11 protein-coding genes are annotated in these 13,382 nt (G+C 61.3%); 7 read left to right on the plus strand and 4 right to left on the minus strand.

All coding sequences use genetic code 11. The features are described 5' to 3' along the window. Positions 1-294: 294 nt before the first annotated feature. A complete protein-coding gene (locus VFO93_RS10010; protein ID WP_325134229.1) occupies positions 295-1,338 on the minus strand; it encodes a GNAT family N-acetyltransferase in 1,044 nt (347 codons plus the stop codon). Between the two features lie 262 nt (positions 1,339-1,600). On the opposite strand from VFO93_RS10010, the gene VFO93_RS10015 reads away from it, so the two are divergent. From VFO93_RS10015 to VFO93_RS10035, 5 genes are all read left to right on the plus strand, one after another. Beyond that, positions 1,601-2,179, plus strand: a complete 579-nt coding sequence (locus tag VFO93_RS10015; RefSeq protein WP_325134230.1) for a peroxiredoxin — start codon at positions 1,601-1,603, stop codon at positions 2,177-2,179. A gap of 164 nt (positions 2,180-2,343) precedes the next feature. Next, positions 2,344-3,588, plus strand: a complete 1,245-nt coding sequence (locus tag VFO93_RS10020; RefSeq protein WP_325134231.1) for a 3-deoxy-D-manno-octulosonic acid transferase — start codon at positions 2,344-2,346, stop codon at positions 3,586-3,588. A gap of 95 nt (positions 3,589-3,683) precedes the next feature. Then, positions 3,684-4,610, plus strand: coding sequence for a ribosome small subunit-dependent GTPase A (gene rsgA, locus VFO93_RS10025; protein WP_325134232.1), 927 nt, complete (start codon positions 3,684-3,686; stop codon positions 4,608-4,610). Between the two features lie 98 nt (positions 4,611-4,708). Then, the gene (locus VFO93_RS10030) at positions 4,709-6,346 is read left to right on the plus strand and encodes a hypothetical protein (protein ID WP_325134233.1); all 1,638 of its coding nucleotides are present in this window, start codon (positions 4,709-4,711) and stop codon (positions 6,344-6,346) included. A gap of 42 nt (positions 6,347-6,388) precedes the next feature. Beyond that, a complete protein-coding gene (locus VFO93_RS10035; RefSeq protein WP_325134234.1) occupies positions 6,389-7,273 on the plus strand; it encodes an NAD(P)-dependent oxidoreductase in 885 nt (294 codons plus the stop codon). Positions 7,274-7,350: 77 nt separating this feature from the next. Here VFO93_RS10035 and VFO93_RS10040 read toward each other — a convergent pair whose 3' ends face one another. After that, positions 7,351-7,989, minus strand: coding sequence for a fasciclin domain-containing protein (locus VFO93_RS10040; protein ID WP_325134235.1), 639 nt, complete (start codon positions 7,987-7,989; stop codon positions 7,351-7,353). 169 nt (positions 7,990-8,158) lie between these two features. Here VFO93_RS10040 and VFO93_RS10045 point away from each other — a divergent pair, with 169 nt between their 5' ends. After that, entirely contained in the window at positions 8,159-8,617 is a 459-nt protein-coding gene (locus VFO93_RS10045) for a peptidylprolyl isomerase (RefSeq protein ID WP_325134236.1), read from the plus strand. 107 nt (positions 8,618-8,724) lie between these two features. Here VFO93_RS10045 and VFO93_RS10050 read toward each other — a convergent pair whose 3' ends face one another. After that, the gene (locus VFO93_RS10050) at positions 8,725-10,248 is read right to left on the minus strand and encodes a sigma 54-interacting transcriptional regulator (RefSeq protein WP_325134237.1); all 1,524 of its coding nucleotides are present in this window, start codon (positions 10,246-10,248) and stop codon (positions 8,725-8,727) included. Between the two features lie 158 nt (positions 10,249-10,406). Next, positions 10,407-11,735, minus strand: a complete 1,329-nt coding sequence (locus tag VFO93_RS10055; protein ID WP_325134238.1) for an LruC domain-containing protein — start codon at positions 11,733-11,735, stop codon at positions 10,407-10,409. Positions 11,736-12,508: 773 nt separating this feature from the next. Between VFO93_RS10055 and VFO93_RS10060 the strand changes: the two genes are divergently transcribed. Next, positions 12,509-13,333 carry a rhomboid family intramembrane serine protease gene (locus VFO93_RS10060; protein ID WP_325134239.1) on the plus strand — a complete coding sequence of 275 codons (825 nt, stop codon included), beginning with the start codon at positions 12,509-12,511 and terminating at the stop codon, positions 13,331-13,333. Positions 13,334-13,382 lie beyond the last annotated feature (49 nt).

Below are 13,382 nucleotides of genomic sequence, written 5' to 3' on the forward strand. Positions count from 1 at the left end.
CCCAGCGGGGCGACCCGTCGGTAGTAACCAGTCACCAACAAAGAACCAAAGCCCCGTAGGGGCGACCCTTTCACTTGTTGGGTCGCCCCTACGGGGCTTTGGACAGGCAGTGCTCCCCGATTGCCACCGACGGGTCGCCCCGCTGGGGCTAGGCCGCAACCTGGGTTTTGCGAGTCCGAGCGCTACTCGCACCCGGCGCTTGGGTAGCTCGCGGGAATACGTAACCAGCCGTTTACGGCCGTAGATGCGAGCTACGTTCGCGCTCGAACTACAAAGCCCAAGCTACTGGTGGCCCTACGTATAATCGAACGCCGAGGCGTAGAGAGGCGGCGCGGGCGCTTGCGCCAAGCCATTGAGCTTCACCAGCACCTGGCTGTACGTGGGCTGTTTCAAGGCTTGCAGCAAGCCCAGCTTCCCGCTGTTTTTCAGGTAGCCGTGCAGCGGCGAAGTGGTATCGAGCATCACCAGCGCCGAGGTGTAGCCGAAGTGCGCCAGCACGCTTTCGAGCAGCGCCAGCAGGGCGGGCTCGCGGCCGGGCAGCACGTAGAGCGCTTCAAGCGCGGCAAACTCGTGGCGGGCGGGGTTGATGAGCCGCTTGAGCACGGGCACGTGCGGCAGCACGCGCAGCATGAACTTGCCGCTGATGCCGGGCATGGCTACGATGCGCCAGCGCACGGGGTTGGCCTGCACACCGGCGATAATTTCGCCGTTTTCGCGCAGCACGAAGTAGTTTCCTTCGTCAAACAGGTGGTCGAGCTGCACCAGCGCATGACCTTGGTAGGCGGCTGCCAGCCACGCCCGCATGGCGGGCTGCTCAGCGGCGGGCAATTGGCCGAAACGCGGGTCAAGCTTCGGGTATAACCGCCCGAAAGCCAGCGCCTCCAACTGCGCCAGCGCGTGAAAGCCCGCCTGCGCCGCAATCTGGAGCGAGCGGGCGTTGGCCCCTTCCACGTAGGAATAAAACAGGTGCGGGCCGGCCTGCGTGCGCTCGATGTAGCGCACGGCTTCCTGCTTGAGCAGGTGGCCGTAGCCGTGGCCCTGGTGCGCGGCGGCCACGGCCAGGTAGCGCCCGTAGTAGCCGGGCACCGGGCCCGTCGGCGTGGGCACCAGCCGCCTCGACAGGCAATAGGTACCGGCCAGCTCCTCTCCCTTCCACAGCTCAAAGAAGTGCGGCCCCGTGATGCGCGCTACCTTTTCGGCCTGCCCGGTGTGGCGGTACTGCGGGCCGTGGGTGCCGTAGGTGGTTTGCTGAAGCAGGGCCACCGTAGCCGCACTGGCTACGGGGCTGACGGTGAGCTGCAACGCCCGCGCGGCGTCGGTGAAAATTAGTTGTTTCATAGCAGTAATAAGCTGGTTGTTGGGCGGCTGTCATTGCTTCGCTACGCTCGCAATGACAGCCGCCCAAACGGTGCCCGGCGAGCAAGCCGAACAGGTGCGATTGCTTCGCTGCGCTCGCAATGACAGGCACTTTTTAGCCATTAAGACATATAAGAGACGGTACCATTTGCCAGCAGCGCACGCGCATTGCCAGCCGCAAGCAACCGGCCGCGCAAATTTGGAGTAAGCAGGCGCATTCTCTACAATCACATTTTCTCTCCTCATGGCCGTTCTCGTGGGCAAGCGCGCCCCTTCCTTTAAAGCATTCGCCGTTGTGGGCCAGCAGGTCGAAGAAGAGTTTTCGCTCGACCGCTACCTAGGCAAGCGCTACGTGCTGTTTTTCTTTTACCCGGCCGATTTTTCGGGCCTCTGCCCTACCGAGCTCTACGCTTTCCAGGAAATGCTGCCCGAGTTTGAGCGCCGGGGCGTGGCCGTCATCGGGTGCAGCACCGACTCGCACCAGACGCACAAAGCCTGGCTGCGCACCCCGCGCGACCAAGGTGGCGTGGAGGGCGTTACCTACCCGCTGGTGGCCGATACGTCGCACACCATCGCGGCCAACTATGACGTGCTGGCCGGGCACTACGACTACACTGAGGGCGGCGAAATGACGTTTATCGGCACGCCGCAGGCCTACCGGGGCCTGTTTCTCATCGACCGCGATGGCATCGTGCGCCACCAGCTCATCAACGACCGTTTTCTGGGCCGCCGCATCTCCGACGCCCTACGCATGGTCGATGCCTTGCAGCACTACGAGGAGCACGGCGAAACCTGCCCCGCCAACTGGGAAGCGGAAGCGTGAACCTGTAGCGTAAGCTTTAGCTTGCGAGCGAGCGCAGCGAGCAGCCGCGCTCTCCAACGTTCGCTTACGTAGCTGCTCGCTACGCTCGCTCGCAAGCTAAAGCTTACGCTACACCCCGTAATTTTGCAGCCGCGCCCGGCCTGATGCCGGGCGCGGTTTTGTTTTTGCGCTTTCTGTATTCGCTGGGCCTGGCCCTTTATGCGCTGCTGCTGCGGCTAGTAGCGCCCTTCAACCCCAAAGCCGCCGCCTGGGTGGCCGGCCGCCGGGGCCTGTTGCCGCGCATCGCGCAGGCGCTGGCCGCCGAGGCCGCGCCGCGCCTGTGGGTGCACTGCGCCTCGCTGGGCGAGTTTGAGCAGGGCCGGCCGCTCATCGGGGGGCTGCGCGAGCAGTACCCGGGGCACAAGATTGTGCTCACATTTTTCTCGCCCTCGGGCTACGAGGTGCGCAAAAACTGGGCGGGGGCCGACTACGTGTTTTACCTGCCGCTCGATTTGGCCGTTAATGCTCAAGCTTTTGTAGCGACGGTGCAGCCCCGGCTGGCGGTGTTCGTGAAGTACGAATTCTGGTACTACTACCTGCGAGAGTTGCGCGAGCGCGGCATTCCGGCGGTGGTAGTGGCGGCTATTTTCCGGCCGGGCCAGGTGTTTTTCAAGCCTTGGGGCGGCTTTTTTCGGAAAATTCTGGCCCAGCTCCAGCACATTTTTACGCAGAATGAGGAGTCGGCCGAGCTGCTACGCGGCATCGGCCTCACCCGCGTGAGCGTGGCCGGCGATACACGCTTCGATACGGTGGCCGCTACGGCGCTGGCCGCGCCGCGCCCGCTGCCGCTGGTTGAGGCTTTCGTGGCCGACGGCGCGCCCGTGCTGGTAGCCGGCAGCACCTGGCCCGAAGACCTGCCCGCCCTGGCCCCGCTGCTGCGCAAGCACGCCCGCGCCATGCGCTTCATCGTGGCTCCGCACGAGGTATCGGAGGCGCATCTGCTTGAGGTAGAGGCCGCCATGCCGGGACTCACCGTGCGCTACTCGCGGGCCACGCCCGCCACCGTGGCCGAGGCGCGGCTGCTGCTAATTGATAACGTGGGGCTGCTGAGCCAGCTTTACCGCTTTGGGCGCTTTGCCTACATCGGCGGGGCGTTTGGGGCCGGCCTGCACAATACGCTGGAGGCGGCGGCTTTCGGGCTACCCGTCTTTTTTGGGCCGCGCTACGCGAAGTTTCAGGAGGCTGTGGCGCTGGTGGCGCTGGGCTGCGCCTTCCCCGCGCACTCGGCCCAGGAGCTGGAAGCAGCCTTCGACCGGCTGTATTACAACGAGGACGCCCGCCTCAAAGTGCAGGATGTCAGCCTCGACTACGTGCACACGCACGCAGGGGCTACGGGGCGCATTTTAAGTCATTTAACAATTATCAATTAACATTTAACAGCTTGCTATTTTGTATCTTACTTGGCAACATTATCGTTTGCCGCAGCCAGCTTTTCGGTTGTTAAATGTTAAATGATAACTGTTAAATGAACGGAGTTGTCGTCAAATCTACCGGCTCGTGGTACGTGGTGCGCGACCCGGCCACGGGCGGGCTCTACCGCTGCCGCCTGCGCGGCAAATTCAAGAATAAGGGCCTGAAAGTGAGCAACCCGCTGGCCGTGGGCGACGGCGTGGCGTTTGACCTGCCCGAGCAGTCGGAGGGCGCGGGCGTGATTCACACCATCGCGCCGCGCCGCAACTACATCATCCGGCGCTCGGTGCACAAGAGCGAGCACGCTCACATCGTGGCCGCCAACCTCGACCAGGCGCTGCTGGTGGTTACGCTGGTGTCGCCGGCTACCTCGTTCGGGTTTATCGACCGCTTCCTGGTCACGGCCGAGGCGTACCACATTCCAGCGCTGCTCGTGTTCAACAAGTCAGACCTTTACGACGAAGACACGCTCGACTACCAGCGCCAGGTAGCCGGCATGTACGCCAGCGTGGGCTACCCCAGCGTGCTGTGCTCGGCCGAAACCGGCGACAACGTGGCGGCCGTGGCCGCTTTGCTGCCCAATAAAGTATCGCTGCTCTCGGGCCACTCGGGCGTGGGCAAGAGCACGCTCATCAACGAGCTGGTGCCCGACCTCGACCTGAAAACGGCCGAAATCAGCGAATTTTCCGACAAAGGCAAGCATACTACCACCTTCGCCGAAATGCTGGAAGTAGTGCCCGGCACGTACATCATCGACACGCCCGGCATCAAAGAATTGGGCCTCGTGGACGTGCCCGCCGCCGAGCTCGCCGGCTACTTCCCCGAGATGCGCGCCCTGCTCAACCAATGCCGCTACCACAACTGCCGCCACGTGCACGAGCCCGGCTGCGCCGTAATCGAGGCCGTAGACCAAGGCAAGCTGGCCGTGCCCCGCTACGAAAGCTACCTGAGTATGCTGGCCGACGAAGACAACCGGCATTAATTTAGTTAGGAGTTTTGAGTGCTGAGTTTTGAGTTGAGGCGCTTTACTCGCACGTCCGTATCATTACGCCTCAACTCAAAACTCTCAACTCCCCTGCCATGCTCGTCAGCGTCCTTCCCGTGCCCTTCGCTGATGCCGGCCGCCAGCGGCAGTTTGAGGCCGTGCGGGCCGCGCTGGAAGCCGAGGCCGACGCGCCGGCCACCGTGCTGCTAGGCAACCTGGGGGCGTTTTCGCCGGTTCAGGCGGATGTACTCGTAGTGCGGCCTACCGGCCTGGCGCTCGGCGTATTCGTGCTGCAAGCCGGGCAGCTCACGATACCGACGCTAACGGCCGGCCCCTGGCTGCTCGACGGGCAGCCGCTGCCGGGCCGGGCGGGCAGCGACAATCCGTTTGCGCAGTATCAGCAGCAGCTGCCAGTAGCAGTGGCTTGGCTGGGCGAGCATCTGGGGCTGCCGGAGGATAAGCTGCCGCCATGCGCGGGCTTTGCACTGTTTGAGGCTCCGCTCACCTTCGGGCCGGCGGTGGAGGCACAATTGCACCGCGCTGCGCACGATTTTCAGTTGCTTGGCGAAGCCGCGCAGCTACCCGCGCGCCTGCGGCAGCAGCTGGCGGCCGGGCCGGCTCTCGATGCCGATGAATTGCTGGACTGGGGCGAGTGGCTGGCCAGCGAGCCGTATATTGCTCATCATAATGGCATTGCCGAAAGCCGAAGCTTAACCGAAGGCTTGTTTGGTAGCCCGACTGATTTCCTGGAGCAGAAGCTGCGGCAGCTCTGGCGCTGGCTCGGGGCCGAAGACATCCCCGCCGACCCGCCCTACGGTGCCCCGCCGCCCGCCGACCAGCACCTGCGCGACCAGCAAGAGCAGGCCCGCCTCCAGCAGCTGCGCCAGGAGCTGCAAGCCGAGCTGCACCAGCAGCGCCAGGAAGCCGCCGCCCGCGAAGCCGCCCGCACCCAGGAGCTGGCGCTGCTGCGGCAGCAGCTAGCGCAGGCCGGCCCCTCGCCCACCGAGCGCGCGGCCGAGCAGCGCGCCAAAGAGGCTATTGAAGAATCGCTGCGCACGGCCCGCGCCGAGCTGGCTACCCGCAACGCGGAGCTGGATGCCCGCATTCAGCAGCTGGGGCAATTGATTGGGCGGTTGCACGCCGGGCCGGGCACGCTGGCAACCACGGCGGCCGTTTCGGCGCTACCTGTTAGTGCCCGCCCGCCCGGCGCGCTTGCCGCGCCCGTGCCGGCAACTGCAAAAAAGCCCCGGCCGGCCACCGCGCCGCGATGGTCGTTTCGGCGGCTAAGGCAGGCCGAGCGCTGGGGGCTGGTAGTGCTGGGGCTGGCGGGCGTGGGGGCAGGCACCTGGGGCGTAGTGCGCTGGGCCCAGCAGCCCGCGCCGCGCCCGGCCGCCACGGTGGCTCAACGGGCGCTGCCCGATGCAGCCGACGAGTACTCGGAAGAAAATCAGCCTACTACCCAAGACGAGCAGGCTGATAGCCTGGCCCGGATGCAGGCCGCCGCCATCGATACCCTCACTACTCACAACCCAACGCCCATCCAAACCTCTGCCGAGCCCGAACCGGCTACCACAGAGACGGAAACGAAGGAAGCTCCCCCCTCCGACTCGCCCACCCCAGAGGCTACCCCCGCTGCTACCGAAAGCCCCGCGCCCACCGTGCCCGCGACTACCACCGAGCCGGCCCCGGCCAGCCCCACCCCGGCCACCGCCGAGCCCAGCCCTACGCCCTGACTTCTGCGTACAGCGGGGGGAAATATTTCTTTTTTCTCCCCTATGGCTGATAAAATCGCCTTTCTGGGCCTCGGCAGCATGGGCGCCGCCATGGCCGCCAATTTGCTCAAAGCCGGCTTCCCACTCACCGTCTACAACCGCACCGCCGAAAAAGCGGAACCCCTGCGCCAGCAGGGCGCTACCGTGGCCGCCACCCCCGCCGATGCCGTGCGCGACGCCGACATCGTATTTACGATGCTGACCGACGACAAGGCCCTCGAAGAACTCACCACCGGGCACGACGGCTTCCTCAAGGCCCTGAAGCCCGGCGCCATCCACGCCTCGTGCAGCACCGTGGCCCCCGACACCAACCGCCGCCTGGCCGAAGCGCACCGCGCCCACGGCACCTTTCTGGTAGCCTCGCCGGTATTCGGCAAGCCTGATGTGGCGGCGGCCGGCAAGCTCTGGATAGGCTCGTCGGGCCCCGCCGAGGCCCGCGAGCGCCTCAAGGCCGCGCAGGCCGCCATCGGCCAGAGCACCCACGAGTTTGGCAATGACCCCGGCGCGGCCAGCGTGGCCAAGCTCTGCGGCAACTTCCTGCTGGGCACCGTAATAGAAGGCATGGCCGAAGCCCTGACGCTGGCCGAAAAGTGCGGGCTAGACCGCGTGGGCTTTTACGAAATGCTCACCGCTACCCTCTTCAACAACCCCATTTACAAAAGCTACGGCAAGCTCATTGCCGAGCAGCACTACCAGCCGGTGGGCGCGCCGCCCGCCATCATCCGCAAGGATATGAACCTGGTAGTACAGGAGGCTTACAAAAACGAAGTGCCCATGCCCTTCGCCAACCTCATCCGCGACCGCCTCACCGCCACCGTGGCCCTCGGCGAGCCCGACGTAGACTGGGCCAGCTTCGCCAAGCGCGTGTCGGAAGACGCGGGACTTTAAAGAGTTATGAGGTTTAAGTTCTGAGTTTTGAGTTATTATCTGGCTAACTCAAAACTCAGAACTTAAACCTCATAACTCTACTTGGCCGTCGGCAGTACCACCGTGTCAATCACGTGCGTTACGCCGTTTTTCGAGATAACGTCGGCAATCTGCACCGTGGCAGGGGCGTCTTTGCCGTTGCTCACCATCACCTTACCATCTTTCACGGTGAAGTGCAGCTTCTCGCCGTTTACGGTCGTGATTTCCTGGCCATCCTTGATATCCACGGCCAGCAATCGGCCCGGAATGACGTGGTACGTCAGCACGCCTTTAAGCTTAGCCTTGCTAGCCTCGTCGGTGAGGGCGGCCAGGGCGGCTTTGGGCAGTTTGTCGAAAGCCGCGTTGGTGGGCGCGAATACGGTGTAGGGGCCCGCGCCTTTCAGGGTTTCAACTAGGCCGGCGTCTTTTACTAGGCTCACCAGCGTACTCACGCTCTTGGCCTGCATAGCGTTGTCTACGATGTCTTTGTCGGCGGTCATGGCTACGCCATCCACCATTACCCCGCCGGGCTTGGCCATCCGCACCGAGTCGGTGGGCATGGCGGCCGAGTCGGCCACGGCTTTGGCGGCGGCGGCTTCTTCGGCGGTGGGAGTTTCTTTTTGGTCTGTGCCGCCGCAGGCAGTCAGTAGCAGGACAGCCAGCGCCGTGGCGGGCAGGTGGCGAAATAGGTTGGTCATAAAAGGGGTTTTGGGTAAGTAAACGTGGCCTATAAATAAGGTCGGCCGCAAGTTGTTTGCCCCTTACGCACAAGGCGGCGGGCAAGGTTTTTCAAACCCGCGCGCCGGGGCGCTGTTTTCTACCTTTGCCGGGCCAGCGCAGTAGCTGGCCTCCTTAACACCCCACCCCATGAAAACTGCCGAAATCCACACCCCCAAGGGCGTGATGAAAGTTGAGTTTTACGAGCAAGACGCCCCCAACACCGTTAAAAACTTCCTCGACCTGGCCGAGAAAGGCTTCTACGACAGCACCAAGTTTCACCGCGTCATCCCGAATTTCGTGATTCAGGGCGGCGACCCCAACACCAAGCCCGGCGCCAAGGGCGCGCCCGGCACCGGCGGACCCGGCTACAAAATCAAGTGCGAAACCAGCGGCGGCCACCAGTACCACGAGCGCGGCGCGCTCAGCATGGCCCACGCTGGCAAAGACACCGGCGGCTCGCAGTTTTTTATCGTGCACAGCCGCGATAACACCGCCCACCTCGACCGCGTGCACACGGTATTCGGCAAGGTAGTGGAAGGCGAGGACGTAATCGACCAGATTCGCGGTAATGACGAGATTACCAAGATTGTGGTGAAGGACGAATAGCCTGTAGGGTAAGCTTTAGCTTGCCAATAAAATGAAAAGCCCTGCGCACCTTTCGGTACGCGGGGCTTTTTACTGTTTACTCGCGGACTAAAAATCCACACTACGGCTTAGCGGCGGCGGCGGGGCTTTTGCTCTTCTTCGTCCTCGTCGTCATCGTCGCCGAAGCTCGGCATGGTGAACATCGACGAGAGCAGGTCTTTGAACTGCGCGCCGGCGGTGAGGCGGTTGCGCGAGATGAGCGAGTGCTCGGCGAGGCCGTGCAGCAGAAACTCCATGAGGAAATACGTGGTGTCGGCGTCTTCCTTGGGGTGTAGTTCGGTCACGATATCGCGCAGGCCGGGTACTTTGTCGAGGGCGGCGCGGTAGTCGTTCACGTGGGCGTCGTGCAGGATGTCGAGCGTGTTGCCGTTGCCAAACCACTCCTGCACCGTTTTATAGGGCGAGGGGCGGTTCTTGAGCTTCTTGGCTTTGTCGGGGTCGGGGAAGTAGTTCAGGAACAGCGTGCGGATGGCTTTGCCCATCAGCTTCTCGGCCACGATGCCCGCGCCTTCCTGCTCGCCTTCGTACACCAATTCTACCTTGCCCGTAATGGCGGGCACGGCCGAAATGAAGTCGGCCACGCGCACGTAGGTGCGCTTCTCGCCGTTGATAAGGGCGCGGCGCTCGGCCCCGGCTATCACCTGCTCGTAGGCCGAGATGGTGAGGCGGGCCGACACGCCCGACTTGGCATCCACAAACTCGGAGCCGCGCGCCTCAATGGCTACCTGCTCCACTAGGTCGTGGATGATTTCATTGCTGGTTACCAGGCCTTTTTGCTCCTCTTTGATGCGGGCTTCCTGCTTGGTAATGCGCTTGCCGATTTCTATCGACTTGGGGTAGTGCGTGATAATCTGGGCGTCGATGCGGTCCTTGAGGGGCGTCACGATGCTGCCGCGGTTGGTGTAGTCCTCGGGGTTGGCCGTGAACACGAACTGAATATCGAGCGGCAGCCGCACCTTGAAGCCGCGAATCTGAATGTCGCCTTCCTGCAAGATGTTGAACAGCGACACCTGAATGCGGGCCTGCAAGTCGGGCAGCTCGTTGATAACGAAAATACCACGGTGCGCCCTGGGTATCAGGCCAAAGTGAATCACGCGCTCGTCCGAGTACGGCAGCTTGAGCGTGGCGGCCTTGATGGGGTCGGCGTCGCCGATGAGGTCAGCCACACTCACATCGGGCGTGGCCAGCTTTTCGGTGTAGCGGTCGAGGCGGGGCCACCAGGCTACGGGCGTGTCGTCGCCTTTTTCGGCAATGAGGTTGCGGGCAAATACCGACAGCGGCTGCATCGGGTCGTCGTTCAGCTCCGAGCCCTCCACCACCGGCACGTACTCATCGAGCAAATTGATGAGCAGGCGCGCGATGCGGGTTTTGGCCTGCCCGCGCAAGCCCAGCAAATTGATGTGGTGCCCGGCCAGGATGGCGCGTTGCAACTCGGGTATCACGGTTTCCTCGTAGCCAAAAATGCCCGGAAACACGTCCTGTTTAGTACGAAGTTTAGAGATGAGATTATCCCGCAGTTCCTCTTTCACGGAGCGGGGTTTGTAGCCACTGGCGCGCAGTTGGCCCAGGGTGCGAATAGCGTCGTGTGTCATCACGGACTTAAACCCGGTAAGGGGGCCCGAGGTTCAGCCGGCCACGGTAGAGTTTTAACAGTAATGGCACCCCGGCAGCCGGGCGGGCTGCTGGGGTGCCATCAGGGTTTGCGTGGGCTGTTCGCCGGGTTACTGCGGCCGGGCTAGCCTACACCGGATTATTGAACTTGGATATTACCGGGCGAGTAGGTCAGCGACAAGTAGTTAGTAGCCTTGTTGCTGAACCAGTTGGGCGCGAAGAAAGTGCTCAGGCTGGTCGGGTAAGGGCCGGAAATGATTTGCATCTCCGAGGGCCACCGCCAGTCGGCCGGAATCATGATACCGTTGGGGTAGGTTTTGCCATCGGCGGGGTACACAAACGTGTCCATGCCCGCGCGGTTGGTAATGCCCTTCACGTACAGGTCGTAGACGGGAGGCGTGGGGTCGGCAACATTGCCCGACGAGTACACGGTAATGAACGGCTCGTAGGGCTTGGCGCTGTTGTAAGCGTAAGAGTTGTTGAGCACCAACGTTACCGACTTCGCAACCGGCGTCCGGTAGGGCTCGGTAGCTACCGTGTTGGCGGTTACGTGGTTGGCGGTGCCGGGTAGCGCCGTTTTGGTGCTTTCAAACACCGTCACGTAGTAGTAGCCATCGCGGTCCTCAACGGCCGCCGCGCCTACTACCGAAGATACGCCCGTCTTAGGAATCCGGAACTTGAACTTGTGGTCAAATGACGCGCCGCGGGCCTGAGCGATGAAAGTCAGGTCCAGCTTTTTGGTGCTCGCATTGTTCGTATAAAGCACTTTCGACTGAATCACCAGGTCGTTGTAATCCAGGTCGTTGTACTGGTTGATGAGGTCTTCCCAGGCGTACGTAAACGAAACGCCTTGCGAGCACTGCTTCTTCTCGAAGCTAAAGTAGGTGGCATAGCCTAACCCCGGAAAGTCGCCCGGGCCACCATTGCTACCGCAGTTCTGGTTCGGCGTGCAGGAACCGCCCCAGGCTTTCTGGCCGTTGCAAAGCTCGGCATATGCCACCACGTTGAAGTTGGTCGGCAGGCAGCTTACAACCGATGCCGGCACGGTAAGGGTGTAGGTATATACGCTGCGGCAGGACGACTGCTCATAGGCAAACCGATTGGGAAGAGGAATGCCACAGAACATCTTGCCCGCTGCGCTGAAGGCGTTGAGCGTGCTGAATACATCGGCATGTACTTCTTCGATGCGAACGCGGGAGGTGTAGGTAATCAGCAAGTTGCCCTTGCCATCCAGCTCCGTGTTGACCGTACCGACGTTGGTGCGCCCACCGGCAATCAGGCACGCTGACTGCGAGCAGTCCAGCGGAGTCGTGCCACCTTGCAGCGACGTAAAATCCGCCTGCTCCGTTGCCTCCATTACGGGGCTGGGCAAGTCTGCCTCCTTTTTGGCGCAGCTTTGCAAGGTAAATGAGAATGCCAGTGCGGATAGTAATAACCCGGCACTAGCTTTGAGTTTAGCTAGATTCATAAGCGGTTGGGTGAAAGAGGGGTGAAAGTGTTAATGCGGTACAAAACTATTAAAAGCTCGTCCTTAGAAGCAAATTAAGATAATATAAACTATGAAAATTTATATGAAAATCACTTTTCCTGCTTTTTCATATTCCTATTATGCTACTCGCCAAACCGTTTTTTTTCTCCTCCGTTGGCCGCAAAAGCAGCTATGCCCTAATACATAAGGCAACCACATGGCAACCGGCCCGCCCAAGTCACCTATAAAATACCTTTGTATGTAAACCTTTTAATACCCTCTGACTAACACTGGAAATAAGTAATATCCGCAGCCGCATACTTACTAATAAAGCTAGCAAATTTTCATACACATCTTTGATATTCTGTATTTTATCAGTCACACTACGAGAATAAAAGGCACGTAATGAATAGCAATCAAATATGATTTTATAAATACATAGACTCCCACCTTGCCGAACCAAGTAACGCAGCAGCTCCCATCGCCCAGTGGCGCCATCTCGACCGCATTACCGACAATCACTTGGTTCTCAGAATTTACCGGGCATACGGGCTACTGCCCCGCTGTCATGGCGGTGACTGGTGGCCGCAACGTGAACCTGTACGAAGCCGGGCGGCTGGCCAGCGCCCCGCCACCAGCCGCTGAAGTGGGGCCGCCCGCTTGCAAACGGCCAGCCTCCCCCCTACCTTGCGTGGCTATTCTGCCAGTAGCCACTAGCTGCCAGCAGTTTCAATAGCTTCCTGCCTCGCTTTTCGCCCGCCACTTTTCTGCTCATGCCTGATTTTGGTATCGTTGGCCTGCTCATTCTGCTCGCCACGTTTTTCGCTTCTTACCAAGGCTTCAAAAACCCCGACTACTTCGAACGCTATCTGTTCCGGGTCAGCGATATTCGCTACGGGCGGCAGTACTACCGGCTTTTCACGTCGGGGTTTCTGCACACGGGCTGGTGGCATTTGCTGCTCAATGCGCTCACGTTCTACTACTTCAGCAGCGTCGAGTACGTGGTAGGCTTCGGCAACTTCTTGCTTATCTACGTCGTGAGCTTGGTGGGCGGCAACTTATTCTCGCTGTTCCTGCACCGTAATGACTCCGATTATTTGGCCGTGGGCGCGTCGGGCGCTATCAGCGGGCTGGTGTTTGCCAGCATCGCGCTTTATCCCGGCATGAGCCTGGGGCTGCTGGGCATCATCATGCCGGGTTGGCTCTACGGGATGCTTTACGTGGTGGTGTCGGCCGTCGGCATTACCACGCGGCGCGACAACATCGGACACGATGCCCACCTGGCCGGCGGGCTGGTGGGTTTGCTCACAGTAGTGGCCATGCGGCCCGAGCTACTGCGTACTAATTACGTGGCCCTGGCCGCCATTCTGGTGCCGGCGCTGGGCTTTTTCTACCTGCTTTTCAAGAAGCCGGAAGGTTTGATTCTGGGCAACTTCTTTTCGTCCGAGCCCGCCTACCAAACGGTGGACGACCGCTATAAAATTCAGCAGAAACGGCGCGAAGACGACCTGGATTATCTGCTGGATAAAATCAACAAAAAGGGGCTCGATAGCCTGAGCGACCGCGAAAAGCAACAGCTGGAAAGGCTGTCGCGCTGAGGCAGCTAATAAGCAGTAGCGCGAACTTTGTAGTTCGCGTTCGTTGGTG

Origin of the sequence: Hymenobacter sp. (genome assembly GCF_035709525.1) — a bacterium.
In the GTDB taxonomy this organism is placed as follows: Bacteria; Bacteroidota; Bacteroidia; order Cytophagales; family Hymenobacteraceae; genus Hymenobacter.

Coding starts and splice junctions, on each gene's coding strand:
- VFO93_RS10010 (WP_325134229.1), bottom strand. CDS start 1,338: ATGAAACAACTAATTTTCACCGACGCCGCGCGGGCGTTGCAGCTCACC.
- VFO93_RS10015 (WP_325134230.1), top strand. CDS start 1,601: ATGGCCGTTCTCGTGGGCAAGCGCGCCCCTTCCTTTAAAGCATTCGCC.
- rsgA (WP_325134232.1), top strand. CDS start 3,684: ATGAACGGAGTTGTCGTCAAATCTACCGGCTCGTGGTACGTGGTGCGC.
- VFO93_RS10030 (WP_325134233.1), top strand. CDS start 4,709: ATGCTCGTCAGCGTCCTTCCCGTGCCCTTCGCTGATGCCGGCCGCCAG.
- VFO93_RS10035 (WP_325134234.1), top strand. CDS start 6,389: ATGGCTGATAAAATCGCCTTTCTGGGCCTCGGCAGCATGGGCGCCGCC.
- VFO93_RS10040 (WP_325134235.1), bottom strand. CDS start 7,989: ATGACCAACCTATTTCGCCACCTGCCCGCCACGGCGCTGGCTGTCCTG.
- VFO93_RS10045 (WP_325134236.1), top strand. CDS start 8,159: ATGAAAACTGCCGAAATCCACACCCCCAAGGGCGTGATGAAAGTTGAG.
- VFO93_RS10050 (WP_325134237.1), bottom strand. CDS start 10,248: ATGACACACGACGCTATTCGCACCCTGGGCCAACTGCGCGCCAGTGGC.
- VFO93_RS10055 (WP_325134238.1), bottom strand. CDS start 11,735: ATGAATCTAGCTAAACTCAAAGCTAGTGCCGGGTTATTACTATCCGCA.
- VFO93_RS10060 (WP_325134239.1), top strand. CDS start 12,509: ATGCCTGATTTTGGTATCGTTGGCCTGCTCATTCTGCTCGCCACGTTT.